Source organism: Shouchella oshimensis (genome assembly GCF_002019765.1).
Taxonomy (GTDB): Bacteria; Bacillota; Bacilli; order Bacillales; family Bacillaceae_D; genus Shouchella; species Shouchella oshimensis.
The window spans coordinates 9,454-22,791 of sequence record NZ_KV917380.1 but is presented as its reverse complement, the minus strand read 5'-3'; the positions used below and the strand labels follow the sequence as shown (position 1 = coordinate 22,791).

Annotated in this window: 12 protein-coding genes and 1 rRNA gene; all 13 read left to right on the top strand. The window is 42.6% G+C overall.

Annotation, left to right across the window (positions count from 1 at the left end):
- Positions 1-35: 35 nt before the first annotated feature.
- The 13 genes from ftsH to BK583_RS00070 all read left to right on the top strand — a co-directional run bounded on the left by ftsH (position 36) and on the right by BK583_RS00070 (position 13,221).
- Positions 36-2,024 carry an ATP-dependent zinc metalloprotease FtsH gene (ftsH, locus tag BK583_RS00130; protein WP_051667709.1) on the top strand — a complete coding sequence of 663 codons (1,989 nt, stop codon included), beginning with the start codon at positions 36-38 and terminating at the stop codon, positions 2,022-2,024.
- Between the two features lie 50 nt (positions 2,025-2,074).
- Positions 2,075-2,842 (top strand): type III pantothenate kinase, encoded by a 768-nt coding sequence (locus BK583_RS00125; RefSeq protein WP_038484964.1) that lies wholly within the window; start codon positions 2,075-2,077, stop codon positions 2,840-2,842.
- 15 nt (positions 2,843-2,857) lie between these two features.
- Positions 2,858-3,736: an Hsp33 family molecular chaperone HslO gene (hslO, locus tag BK583_RS00120; RefSeq protein ID WP_038484967.1), complete on the top strand. Its 879-nt coding sequence runs from the start codon at positions 2,858-2,860 to the stop codon at positions 3,734-3,736.
- A 134-nt stretch (positions 3,737-3,870) separates the two neighbouring features.
- Positions 3,871-4,809: a cysteine synthase A gene (cysK, locus tag BK583_RS00115; RefSeq protein ID WP_055737740.1), complete on the top strand. Its 939-nt coding sequence runs from the start codon at positions 3,871-3,873 to the stop codon at positions 4,807-4,809.
- Between the two features lie 99 nt (positions 4,810-4,908).
- Entirely contained in the window at positions 4,909-6,351 is a 1,443-nt protein-coding gene (locus tag BK583_RS00110; protein ID WP_078439972.1) for an anthranilate synthase component I family protein, read from the top strand.
- On the top strand, positions 6,348-6,944 hold the full coding sequence (gene pabA / locus BK583_RS00105; protein ID WP_038484973.1) for an aminodeoxychorismate/anthranilate synthase component II: 597 nt from the start codon (positions 6,348-6,350) through the stop codon (positions 6,942-6,944). Before BK583_RS00110 ends, pabA begins: the two co-directional genes overlap by 4 nt.
- Positions 6,929-7,777 (top strand): aminodeoxychorismate lyase, encoded by an 849-nt coding sequence (pabC, locus tag BK583_RS00100; protein ID WP_038484976.1) that lies wholly within the window; start codon positions 6,929-6,931, stop codon positions 7,775-7,777. The genes pabA and pabC overlap by 16 nt, the downstream gene beginning before the upstream one ends.
- The gene (folP, locus tag BK583_RS00095) at positions 7,770-8,594 is read left to right on the top strand and encodes a dihydropteroate synthase (RefSeq protein WP_055737741.1); all 825 of its coding nucleotides are present in this window, start codon (positions 7,770-7,772) and stop codon (positions 8,592-8,594) included. The genes pabC and folP overlap by 8 nt, the downstream gene beginning before the upstream one ends.
- Positions 8,587-8,952 (top strand): dihydroneopterin aldolase, encoded by a 366-nt coding sequence (gene folB, locus BK583_RS00090; RefSeq protein WP_038484982.1) that lies wholly within the window; start codon positions 8,587-8,589, stop codon positions 8,950-8,952. Before folP ends, folB begins: the two co-directional genes overlap by 8 nt.
- Positions 8,945-9,475, top strand: coding sequence for a 2-amino-4-hydroxy-6-hydroxymethyldihydropteridine diphosphokinase (gene folK / locus BK583_RS00085; protein ID WP_055737742.1), 531 nt, complete (start codon positions 8,945-8,947; stop codon positions 9,473-9,475). The genes folB and folK overlap by 8 nt, the downstream gene beginning before the upstream one ends.
- Positions 9,427-9,630, top strand: coding sequence for a helix-turn-helix domain-containing protein (locus BK583_RS00080; protein WP_055737746.1), 204 nt, complete (start codon positions 9,427-9,429; stop codon positions 9,628-9,630). Before folK ends, BK583_RS00080 begins: the two co-directional genes overlap by 49 nt.
- A 221-nt stretch (positions 9,631-9,851) precedes the next feature.
- Positions 9,852-11,351, top strand: a complete 1,500-nt coding sequence (gene lysS, locus BK583_RS00075) for a lysine--tRNA ligase (RefSeq protein ID WP_055737743.1) — start codon at positions 9,852-9,854, stop codon at positions 11,349-11,351.
- Positions 11,352-11,672: 321 nt separating this feature from the next.
- Positions 11,673-13,221 (top strand): 16S ribosomal RNA (locus tag BK583_RS00070).
- Positions 13,222-13,338 lie beyond the last annotated feature (117 nt).

Sequence of the window (13,338 nt, the reverse complement as noted above, 5' to 3'; positions counted from 1 at the left end):
GGTGCAGTTTTGTTGGATGTGGGAGGAGGTAAAGGATGAAAGGACGTACGTTGCGTACTGTCTTAATTTTAGTTCTTGTCATGGTCGTTGTAATTGCTGCAGTGAATGCTGTGACAAGTGATCAATCTGAGACAACTCAAGTACGATACGATGAATTTATTGAAAGACTTGAGCAAGGCGAGGTTGAAAGCATAAATGTTCAACCAGAGCGTGGTGTTCTTATTGTAACAGGACGTTTCACAGATCAAAATGAAGATGAAAACTTCTCTACATCTGTTTTTAACTCTGAGGTTACGACTGGTTTCTTAGCAGAGATTGATAACGTTGAGATCTCGATCGAACCAGAAGAAGAGCAGAGCAACTGGTTTACAACTATATTATTTATTGCCCCATTCTTACTTATCGTTTTAATTATTATCTTTATGATGAGTTCGGCTCAAGGTGGTGGCGGCGGTGGTGGAAACCGCGTCATGAACTTTGGTAAGAGCAAAGCGAAGATGGTTAGTGATGAGAAGAAAAAAGCGAAATTTAAAGACGTTGCTGGTGCAGACGAAGAAAAGCAAGAGCTTGTTGAAGTGGTTGAATTCTTAAAAGACCCAAGACGGTTCTCGGCGATTGGCGCACGTATTCCGAAAGGTGTCCTCTTAGTAGGTCCTCCAGGTACGGGTAAAACATTGTTAGCTCGTGCTGTTGCAGGAGAAGCTGGTGTTCCTTTCTTCTCTATCAGTGGTTCTGACTTCGTTGAAATGTTTGTCGGTGTTGGTGCATCACGTGTGCGTGACCTTTTTGAAAATGCGAAGAAAAACTCTCCATGTATTATCTTTATTGATGAGATTGATGCAGTTGGACGTCAACGTGGAGCAGGTCTCGGTGGCGGTCACGATGAACGTGAACAAACCCTGAACCAATTGCTTGTTGAAATGGATGGTTTTAGTGCAAATGAAGGAATTATTATCATTGCTGCAACAAACCGAGCAGATATTCTCGATCCGGCGTTATTACGTCCAGGTCGTTTTGACAGACAAATTCAAGTTAATGCTCCTGATGTAAAAGGACGTGAAGAAGTTCTTCATGTACATGCACGTAACAAGCCTCTACGCGAAGACGTTAAGCTTGATTTAATTGCTGTACGAACGCCAGGTTTCTCAGGTGCTGATTTAGAGAATCTTTTAAATGAAGCGGCGTTGGTCGCTGCAAGAGATAATAAAAAAGAAATAGGTATGGAACACATCGAAGAAGCTATCGACCGTGTTATTGCTGGTCCGGCTAAGAAAAGCCGTGTGATATCCGCGAAGGAGAAAAACATTGTTGCGTGGCATGAAGCTGGTCATACCGTCGTAGGTGTGAAGCTGGAAAGTGCTGACACTGTTCACAAAGTAACAATTGTTCCTCGAGGTATGGCAGGTGGGTATGCGATGATGCTTCCAAAAGAAGATCGCTACTTTATGACAAAGCCTGAACTACTAGACAAGATTGTCGGGCTTCTTGGTGGACGTGTAGCTGAGGAAGTGCAATTTGGAGAAGTATCTACTGGCGCTCACAATGACTTCCAACGTGCAACCGCTATTGCGAGGAAGATGGTAACAGAGTATGGTATGAGCGATAAGCTTGGACCAATGCAATTCGGTTCAACTTCTGGTGGTCAAGTTTTCTTAGGAAGAGATATCCAAAACGAGCAAAACTATTCAGATGCGATTGCCCATGAGATTGATCTAGAAGTACAGCGCATTATTAAGGACTCTTATGAGCGTTGTAAACAAATTCTTATTGAAAATAAAGATAGTCTAGATCTTGTAGCGCAAAAGCTAATTGAATTAGAAACGTTAGATGCGGAACAAATTCAGTCTCTTATTAACGAAGGAAAGCTTCCTGAAAATCATCATTCAAATCGAAAAGATGATGACGTGAAAGTGAACATTCAATCGAAAGACGAGTCAGAGGATTTAACAGGTGCATACGAGGAGACGACGAATATGGAAGAAAATCGTCCAGCATCTGAGGATCCAAACGATCGAAAAGAATAACACCTAAAGAGAGTGCAGCCGCACTCTCTTTTTGTTCAGGGGGAGACGACATGATTTTAACGATAGACATTGGAAATTCATCCATTGTAACGGGAATCTTCCGAGAAAATGAGCTTGAAACTCTATTTCGAATGGCAAAGGCAACAGAAAAAACAAGTGATGAATACGGTATGCTTCTATATAGTTTTTTTCAACATCGGGATTATTCTTTTTCAGAAGTAGAAGGCGTGATTCTTTCATCAGTAGTGCCAAGCATGATGCATCGTTTTAAGCGAATGTGCAGAGACTATTTTAACGTTGAACCCGTTATAATTGGCCCGGGCGTAAAGACTGGCCTAAACATTCTTTACGAAGATCCTAAAGAAGTGGGGTCGGATCGAATTGCAAACGCTGTTGCCGCTTTATCGATGTATCAAGCTCCTTGTATTGTGGTTGATATAGGTACAGCCACAACGTTTTGTTACATTGATGAAAAACACCGTTATCGAGGTGGCGTGATAGCGCCAGGTCCCGCCCTCTCGGTTGATGCTTTGTCTCAAAATGCTTCCAGACTACCGCGTGTCGAATTACAAAAACCGGAAAGAGTCATTAATAAGACAACACTTAGTTCCATTCATAGTGGTACGTATTACGGGTATTTATGTTTAATTGATGGTATGATTGAACGCATGAAAAAAGAGGTATCACAACCTCACGCCGTTGTGATTGCAACTGGAGGCCTTGTGCATTTGTATGCAGAAGATTCCAAGCAGATTCAATATGTGGATCAGAATTTAACACATAAAGGTTTAAAGCAAATATATGATCGAAATAAGTAAGAAGGAGTGTACGCAATGAATGATTATTTAGTAAGAGCTACAGCATACAACGGAGAAGTGAGAGCCATTGCTTTAACAGCTACCGACATGGTGTCTGAAGCATGTAGAAGGCAAGGAACGTGGCCAACGGCATCAGCTGCTCTCGGTCGTGCGATGATGGGCGGTACAATGATGGCTTCTATGCTGAAGGGCGAGGCGAAATTAACGGTTCGAATTGAAGGAAACGGTCCGATTGGGCAAGTGATTGTTGATAGCCACGCAGATGGATCAACAAGAGGAACGGTAACGAACCCTCATGTCAGTCCTGATTTAAATAGCCAAGGTAAATTGGATGTAGCCCGTGTCGTTGGTACAGAGGGAACGTTATCTGTTGTGAAAGACTTAGGCATGAAAGAGCCTTTTACAGGTAGTGTACCACTTGTATCTGGTGAAATTGGAGATGATTTTACCTATTACTTTGCTAATTCCGAACAAACGCCTTCCTCTGTAGGTGTTGGTGTGCTCGTTAATCCAGATGAAACGATTCTGGCTGCTGGAGGATTCGTCATTCAAATGATGCCAGGCGCTCAAGAACATACCATTTCGGATATTGAACAACGTCTATCCAATGTTCCTGCTGTTTCGAAGCTTGTTGAAAAAGGTTTATCACCAGAAGAAATCCTTCACACGCTCTTAGGAGAAAGCAATGTAAAGCTACTAGAAACCAAACCTGTACAGTTTAACTGTTCATGCTCAAAGGAAAGGATAGCCAATGCTATTATAAGCCTAGGTCAAGCAGAGATTGATGCAATGATTAAAGAAGATCAAGGAGCCGAGACGACGTGTAATTTCTGTAACGAAACGTATACATTTACAGAAGACGAGCTTGTATCGCTTCTCGATTTCGCAAAATAAGAGGTTGGAACCTTAGCGTTCCAGCCTTTTAATTTAGCTCTGTTCTTTTTAATTGACTTATCAGAAAATGTCTGCTATTATTTTTGTAAATCGCATAAAAATACTAGGAATTAATCTAGAGGAGGCTTTTCAGTATGACGGTCGTCAACAACATTACTGAATTAATTGGTAATACCCCATTGGTTAAGTTAAATCGTTTAACATCAGAAGAGCATGCAGATGTTTACTTAAAGTTAGAATATCAAAACCCTGGAAGCAGTGTTAAAGACCGAATTGCCCTTGCTATGATTAATGCAGCCGAAGAAGCTGGAGAATTAAAGCCTGGAACTGTTATTGTTGAGCCTACTAGTGGGAACACCGGAATTGGTCTAGCCATGGTTGCAGCGGCAAAAGGATATAAGACTAAGCTTGTTATGCCGGAAACGATGAGCTTAGAAAGAAGGAACTTATTAAGAGCTTACGGTGCAGACCTTGTACTAACTCCTGGACCAGAAGGTATGGGCGGAGCCATTCGTAAAGCAACTGAACTAGCTAGTGAAGAAGGCCATTTCATGCCACAACAGTTTGAAAACGGTGCAAATCCTAAGATTCACCGTGAGACAACTGGTAAAGAGTTATTGCAGCAAGTAGATGGTCAATTAGATGGTTTTGTAGCTGGTATTGGAACCGGTGGAACGATTACAGGGGCTGGCGGCTTGTTAAAAGAGAACTTTCCACACTTAAGGATCGTTGCTATTGAACCCCAGGATTCACCAGTTTTATCTGGTGGAAAGCCTGGTCCCCATAAATTGCAGGGAATTGGACCTGGATTTATACCCGGTATCTTAAATACGGAAGTTTACGACGAAGTGTTAAAAGTATCAACGGATGAAGCGTTTGAGTATGCAAGAAGAGCAGCAAAAGAAGAGGGAATACTAGGGGGAATATCTTCTGGTGCAGCTATTTACGGAGCGCTCCAACTCGCGAAGGAGTTAGGTCCAGGTAAAAAAGTGGTCGCGATTATTCCTTCAAATGGTGAGCGTTACCTTAGCACGCCACTTTATCAATTCGAAGAAGAAGAAGCAAAAGCATAATAGGGGATTTTTTACTCCCCGGGAAATAAAAAGAAGCAGGCTCAATAAGAGTCTGCTTTTATTATTGTTAGTAGTTTAGTAAAATGAGTCCATATAGTTATGGACGGGGGAAAGAATGTGTCTGATCGTTTAACAAAAACAATGACGTTGCCAATGCCAGAAAGTGAATGGTTTTGCGCATTTCGACGATTAACAGAAAAAGAACAACACTATGCTGTCTTAGAGAGTGGACGTTCTGGACGATATAGCATTATGGGCTTAAAACCAGAAGCCATTATTGAAGGGAAAGATAGAACGTTAACTGTACAAACAAATGGAACAACGAAAACGTATGACGGGGAATTATTAGAGAGTGTTGAACTTGTTTTAAAATCGTATCAAGTAAATGAACCATTGTTAGAGGGAGGCCCTCCTATTCAAGGCGGCGCGCTAGGCTATATTAGCTATGATTATGTACGTCAAATTGAAACATTAGCAACGAGTGCAGTGGACGATTTACATTTACCAGAAGTGTATTTTATGGTCTTTGAACATGTTTTTGTGTATGACCATGTACAAAAAGCACTTTGGATTTGTGTGAATGGTAATGACGGAAAGAAGTTAGATAACTGGTTAAGGACGTACGAAGCCATTTGGTCTCAAGAAGGGGTACAAGCTGCAGCAGAGCATGACACGTTTTCTTTTTCTGAGGAATCGTCTCCATTAGCTGGTACGATGAGTGAAGAAGAATTTTCAAAAGCGGTTGATCGAATTCAGACGTACATTAGTGAGGGTGACGTCTTCCAAGTCAACTTGTCTGTTCGACATCATAAACGAAATGACATTCCGCCCATCTATATTTATGAAGCACTACGAGAGCTTAATCCTTCTCCGTATATGAGCTACATTCATGCTCCTGAACGTCAGATTGTTAGTGCCTCTCCTGAATTGCTTGTGAAGAAAAGAAACGATGAACTGAGTACACGGCCCATTGCCGGTACACGGTCAAGAGGCAGAACCGAAGTAGAGGATCAACGGCTGAAAGAAGAACTTCTCTCCAATGAAAAAGAGATTGCGGAGCACGTGATGCTTGTGGATTTAGAGCGAAATGATCTTGGAAGAGTGAGTGAATATGGGAGTGTTGAAGTAGATGAGCTACTGGTAGTGGAAAAATACTCTCACGTTATGCACTTGGTTTCAAATGTAAAAAGCAAGCTTGCGGAAGGGTACTCGTTATATGACTGTATTCGGGCAGTGTTTCCCGGAGGTACGATTACCGGAGCGCCAAAAGTGCGAACGATGGAAATAATCGAAGAGCTCGAACCTGTTAGAAGGGGTTTATACACAGGTGCAATCGGGTGGATTGGTTTCCATGGCGATATGGAGTTGAATATTGTCATTCGAACAATGATTTGTCAAGGTGACTATGCATATGTTCAAGCAGGTGCCGGTGTTGTCATTGATTCAAATCCAATAGCCGAGTACAAGGAATCCCTAAAAAAAGCAAAAGCACTGTGGCGTGCGTATGATATTGCTAAAGAGAGGGCGAAAATCAAACAATGATTTTAATGATTGATAACTATGATTCCTTTACGTATAATCTAGTGCAATATTTAGGTGAAATGGGAGAAGAGCTAGTCGTTCGACGTAATGATAAAATTGACATAGAGGAAATTGAAACGGTGTTGAAACCAGCGATGATAATGATTTCGCCAGGTCCTTGCACGCCAAATGAAGCGGGTATTAGTTTAGACGTCATTCGTACATTCAGTGGCAGGATACCAATATTAGGCGTCTGTCTTGGTCATCAGGCGATTGCACAAGCATTCGGTGGCGTTGTAAAGAAGGCAGACCAGCTCATGCATGGAAAAACGTCTTACATCCAACATGACAAACGAACGTTGTTTGAAGGTTTGCCCGAGTCACTAAGAGTAACGCGCTATCATTCTCTTATTGTTGAACGAGAGACGCTCCCGTCTTGCTTTGACATAAGTGCAGAAACAGCTTCGGGAGAAATTATGGCAATTCGTCATAAAGAGTATGCGTTAGAGGGCGTACAATTTCATCCGGAAGCAATCCTGACCACTGAAGGAAAGAGGATGTTGCGTCAATTTGTCGAAACGTATAAAGGTGGGGTTTCGTGTACATTAGTGTAAATGGTCAAATTGTACAGGATACAGAAGCATCCATATCACCCTATGATCATGGATTCCTTTATGGATTAGGGTTGTTTGAAACATTTGCTGTAAGAAATGATGCTATTTTTCTTTTAGATCATCATCTGGCGAGGCTTAATGTAAGTGTTCAAGAACTAGGCTTTGAATACGTACTTACAGAGGACGTTGTCTATCGCACTGTTCGTAAGCTTCTTAAGAAAAATGATTTACAAGAAGCTTATATACGCTGGAATGTGTCAGCTGGTATTCGAGAGATTGGATTGGCTAACGAGCCGTTTCTCGACCCACAGGAAATTGTATATGTAAAAGCATTACCACCATTGCCAGCCGCAGCCAAGAGCTTAGTGTCGCTAAAGCTTAATAGGAATTCAATTGAGGGTAACAGGCGATATAAGTCACATCATTATTTAAACAATGTGCTGGCCAAAAAAGAACTAGGTAATCAACCGAATACAGAGGGGCTTTTCTATACAGCTGAAGGATATGCAGCAGAGGGTATTGTATCGAATCTGTTTTTTGTGAAAAACGGTAGCGTGTATACACCTAGCCTTGAAACGGGTATTTTAAATGGAGTGACTCGCCAATACGTATTGGCGTGGTGTAAAAAGAATCGAAAAAAAGTCGAAGAAGGTTTTTATACAAAAGAAGAGCTCGCTCAAGCTGACGAAGTATTTTTAACAAATGCGATACAAGGCATTGTAGCCGTTCATTCAGTCGATCATCAATCGCTAGCGAGTTATACAATTACAGAGCAATTAGCAAAATCGTACCAATTAGCGATAAAGATGGAAGAGAGGATTGGAAATGAGTAAGGGGCTTGATATGGAAGTGAAACAAGGGTCAAGGACAAAAATAATGGGAATTCTTAACGTGACGCCAGATTCATTTTCCGATGGAGGTAAATTTAATCACGTCGATGCTGCAATTAGTCGAGTAGCCGATATGATTGAAGCAGGTGCTGATTTAATTGATATTGGCGGTGAATCCACTCGCCCTGGTTACACGCCAGTCTCTATTGATGAAGAAATGGAGCGAACTTGTCCGGTCATTGAAAAGTTAGTTGAGCGCTTTGATATTCCGATTTCCATTGATACATTTAAAGCCAAAACAGCTGAAGCGGCATTACAAGCAGGAGCCTCGATTATTAATGATGTTTGGGGTGCAAAGGCCGACCCGCAAATGGCTTATATAGCTGCTAAATATGAAGTACCCATTATATTGATGCATAATCGGGATGAAGTCCCGTACGGCGTTTTTATGGATGATGTGTTAGCCGATTTGTCGCAGAGTATCTCAATTTGTACAAATGCAGGTGTGAAATCCGAACGAATTTGGCTAGATCCAGGTGTTGGATTTGCGAAAACATATGAACAAAACTTAGAGGTGATGCGAGAGCTAAACCAAATTGTTGATTTAGGGTACCCTGTTTTACTTGGGACATCCAGAAAATCATTGATTGCTAAAACGCTACAGCTACCAGTCGATGAAAGAGTAGAAGGCACTGGCGCAACTGTTTGCTTAGGCATAACGAAAGGTGTGAGTGTTGTAAGAGTTCACGATGTAAAAGAGATGAAGCGAATGGCGTTGATGATGGATGCTATGCTACAAAGGAGTGATGAAGTTGGATAAAATTTATATGAATCAACTATCTTTTTATGGTTATCACGGAGTGTTCACCGAAGAGAATACATTGGGACAACGATTTTTAGTTGATTTAATTCTCGAATTAGACTTAGAAAAGGCTGCAGCAGATGATGAGCTAAAAGAATCGGTTGATTATGGAGAAATTTATAAAAGCGTTAAGAAAATTGTTGAAGGAAAGCCTGTTAAACTTGTGGAAACAATCGCAAAAGCAATCTGCGACGAGCTGCTCGACTCCTATGAAAAAGTAGTAGCGTGTACAGTTAAAGTAACGAAGCCAGATCCGCCTATACCAGGTCACTATCAGTCTGTGGCAGTGGAATTAAAAAGAGGTCGCAATGAGTAGTCAAGTATTTATCGCCATCGGATCGAATTTAGGAAATCGGGAACAGAACTTAATGGTAGCGGTTGAACGCCTGCAAGCTGATGAAAGCATTCAAGTTGTTCGTGCATCTTCCATATATGAAACAGACCCCGTCGGCTACGAAGATCAAGGCCCATTTTTAAACATGGTTATTGAGGTAGCAACTAGTTACCATCCCCTTGAACTCTTGGAAATAACGCAAGACATTGAATTAGTGTTGGGCCGAGAGAGAGAAATAGTGAACGGACCAAGAACAGTGGATCTTGATCTTTTACTATATGAAGGGGTAAGACTCGATATAGATGATTTACAAATTCCACATCCAAGAATGTGGGATCGTGCGTTCGTTTTAGTTCCTCTAGCTGAAATTGCACCTAAGATAAAGAGCGAGAAAAGCGGTTTACCTCTAAGTGAAGTCATAAACAAGCAGTTTAATGATAAAGAGGGTGTGAGATGGTGGAAGCAATGGAATGGGGTAGGAACATACGAGCCTATCGAAAGTTAAAAGGATATACACAGCAGGATTTTGCAAAAGAAATCCATGTATCTGTTTCTTTACTAGGAGAAATTGAACGTGGTATTCGAAACCCTGATGATGAATTAATTAGTCGAATTTGTACAAGTTTAGATGTTACAAAAGAGGATATGATGCAGCTCTAACTGGGATAGATGATATGTGTGAAGGGTAAAGTGTTCCTAAAATGAGAGGTAGAGCTGTCTGTGTAAGTGACGGCGTTTATCGATTTAATTTTTAACGAGGATGAACTAGCAAAGGCGCTAGCTTTATAGTACACTTCTAAATAACTTGATGAATAAGGGGTTTGATTGACAGATCTGTTAATCTGCCCTTTTTCGATGAAAGAGAACAGGGGTTGAGAGTGTTGACGGAAGAATTAGAGCTACATGATTTATTAGCTGTAAGAAAAGACAAGCTAAATCAGTTATATGAACAAGGTGTTGATCCATTTGGTGGGAAGTTTAATCGCACTCATACATCACAGCAGGTGGTTGACCAGTTTGATGCATATACAAAAGAAGAGCTAGAAGATAAAGAAGAACAAGTCGTGTTGGCTGGCCGATTAATGACAAAGCGTGGTAAGGGCAAAGCAGGATTTGCACACATTCAAGATTTAACTGGACAAATTCAAATATATGTTCGTCAAGATGCAGTTGGCGAAGCTTCTTATGATCTATTTAAGTCTCTTGATATTGGAGATCTAGTTGGGATTGTTGGGGGTCCTTTTAAAACCAAAGTAGGCGAGATGTCTGTAAAAGTGACAGAGCTGACACTATTAGGTAAATCATTACGTCCTTTACCTGATAAATATCATGGTTTAAAAGATGTAGAGCAACGTTATCGTCAGCGCTATCTTGACCTTATTACAAGTCCAGATTCTCGAAAAACGTTTATAACCCGTAGTAAAATTATCCAAGTTATGCGTCGCTATCTTGATGATCAAGGTTTCTTAGAGGTCGAGACACCGATGATGCACAGCATTCCAGGTGGAGCGTCTGCGCGTCCATTTGTGACGCACCATAATACGTTGGATATGGAACTCTATATGAGAATTGCCATTGAACTTCATTTGAAGCGTCTAATTGTTGGTGGTTTGGAAAAAGTATATGAAATTGGCCGTGTATTTAGAAATGAGGGAGTATCAACCCGTCATAATCCTGAATTCACAATGATTGAACTATATGAAGCTTATGCAGACTACAAAGACATCATGGCGTTAACAGAAGGGGTTATTGCGCATATTGCAAAAGAAGTGCTTGGTACAACCACAGTTCCATATGGTGACGATGAAGTAAACCTTGCTCCTGGTTGGACACGAATTCATATGGTAGATGCTATTAAAGAAAAAACAGGTGTTGATTTTTGGCAAGAGATGAGTGACGAAGAAGCTCGCGCTCTTGCAAAAGAACATGGTGTCCCTTTTAAAAAAACAATGAGCTTCGGACATGTCGTAAACGAATTCTTTGAACACTTTGTTGAAGAGTCTCTTATTCAGCCGACATTTGTTTATGGACATCCACTGGCCATTTCACCATTAGCAAAAAAGAACGAAGAGGATCCTCGCTTTACCGACCGATTTGAATTGTTCATTGTTGGTCGGGAACACGCAAATGCATTTTCTGAGTTAAATGATCCAATTGATCAGCGTAAACGTTTTGAAGCTCAGTTAGTAGAACGCGAGCAAGGAGACGATGAGGCCCACATGATGGATGAAGACTTTGTGGAAGCGCTGGAATATGGTATGCCTCCAACAGGTGGTTTAGGAATCGGGATTGACCGATTAGTTATGTTGTTGACGAATGCGCCGTCAATACGTGATGTCCTGTTATTTCCGCAAATGAGAAACAGAGAACAAGGAGAATAACCACAATGTTACTTCTGCTGTTCTTGCTTTAAAAGAGCAGCAGATCTTTTTTATAAAAAAACTTTTAAAAAAGCCTTGCGCATTTATTTATAGGGTGGTATATTATTTCTTGTCGCCGCGATAGACACAAGCGGCACGAAAGAAATTAAGAAAAAACATGATTGACTTTCGGGTTAGCTTCTGATAAGATATAAAAGTTGCTAAAACAATAAGAGTTCTTTGAAAACTGAACAAAAGCCAAGCGTAAAAAGAGATACAAGGTATCTCGTCAATGAAGTTAGACACAGCTTTAAATTGTGCAAATGAGCAAGTCAAACACTTTTAACGGAGAGTTTGATCCTGGCTCAGGACGAACGCTGGCGGCGTGCCTAATACATGCAAGTCGAGCGGACAGAAGGGAGCTTGCTCCCGGACGTTAGCGGCGGGCGGGTGAGGAACACGTAGGTAACCTGCCCCTTAGACTGGGATAACTCCGGGAAACCGGAGCTAATACGGGATAATAAAGAGAATCACCTGATTCTCTTTTGAAAGACGGCGTCTAGCTGTCACTAAGGGATGGGCCTGCGGCGCATTAGCTAGTTGGTAAGGTAACGGCTTACCAAGGCGACGATGCGTAGCCGACCTGAGAGGGTGATCGGCCACACTGGGACTGAGACACGGCCCAGACTCCTACGGGAGGCAGCAGTAGGGAATCTTCCGCAATGGACGAAAGTCTGACGGAGCAACGCCGCGTGAGTGAGGAAGGCCTTCGGGTCGTAAAGCTCTGTTGTGAGGGAAGAACAAGTACCGGGGTAACTACCGGTACCTTGACGGTACCTCACCAGAAAGCCACGGCTAACTACGTGCCAGCAGCCGCGGTAATACGTAGGTGGCAAGCGTTGTCCGGAATTATTGGGCGTAAAGCGCGCGCAGGCGGCTTCTTAAGTCTGATGTGAAATCTCGGGGCTCAACCCCGAGCGGCCATTGGAAACTGGGAAGCTTGAGTGCAGAAGAGGAGAGTGGAATTCCACGTGTAGCGGTGAAATGCGTAGATATGTGGAGGAACACCAGTGGCGAAGGCGACTCTCTGGTCTGTAACTGACGCTGAGGCGCGAAAGCGTGGGGAGCAAACAGGATTAGATACCCTGGTAGTCCACGCCGTAAACGATGAGTGCTAGGTGTTAGGGGTTTCGATGCCCGTAGTGCCGAAGTAAACACATTAAGCACTCCGCCTGGGGAGTACGGCCGCAAGGCTGAAACTCAAAGGAATTGACGGGGACCCGCACAAGCAGTGGAGCATGTGGTTTAATTCGAAGCAACGCGAAGAACCTTACCAGGTCTTGACATCCTTTGACCACTCTGGAGACAGAGCTTCCCCTTCGGGGGCAAAGTGACAGGTGGTGCATGGTTGTCGTCAGCTCGTGTCGTGAGATGTTGGGTTAAGTCCCGCAACGAGCGCAACCCTTGATCTTAGTTGCCAGCATTTAGTTGGGCACTCTAAGGTGACTGCCGGTGACAAACCGGAGGAAGGTGGGGACGACGTCAAATCATCATGCCCCTTATGACCTGGGCTACACACGTGCTACAATGGATGGTACAAAGGGCAGCGAAACCGCGAGGTGGAGCCAATCCCATAAAGCCATTCTCAGTTCGGATTGTAGGCTGCAACTCGCCTACATGAAGCCGGAATTGCTAGTAATCGCGGATCAGCATGCCGCGGTGAATACGTTCCCGGGTCTTGTACACACCGCCCGTCACACCACGAGAGTTTGTAACACCCGAAGTCGGTGAGGTAACCTTTTGGAGCCAGCCGCCTAAGGTGGGACAAATGATTGGGGTGAAGTCGTAACAAGGTAGCCGTATCGGAAGGTGCGGCTGGATCACCTCCTTTCTATGGAGTATTTACTCTAGTCGATGTATGACCTCGGGTCATATAGCGCTTTGGATCTTTTGTTCAGTTTTGGAAGAATTCTTCTTCCAATTGAAAATGCGAAGGTAATCGTATAAC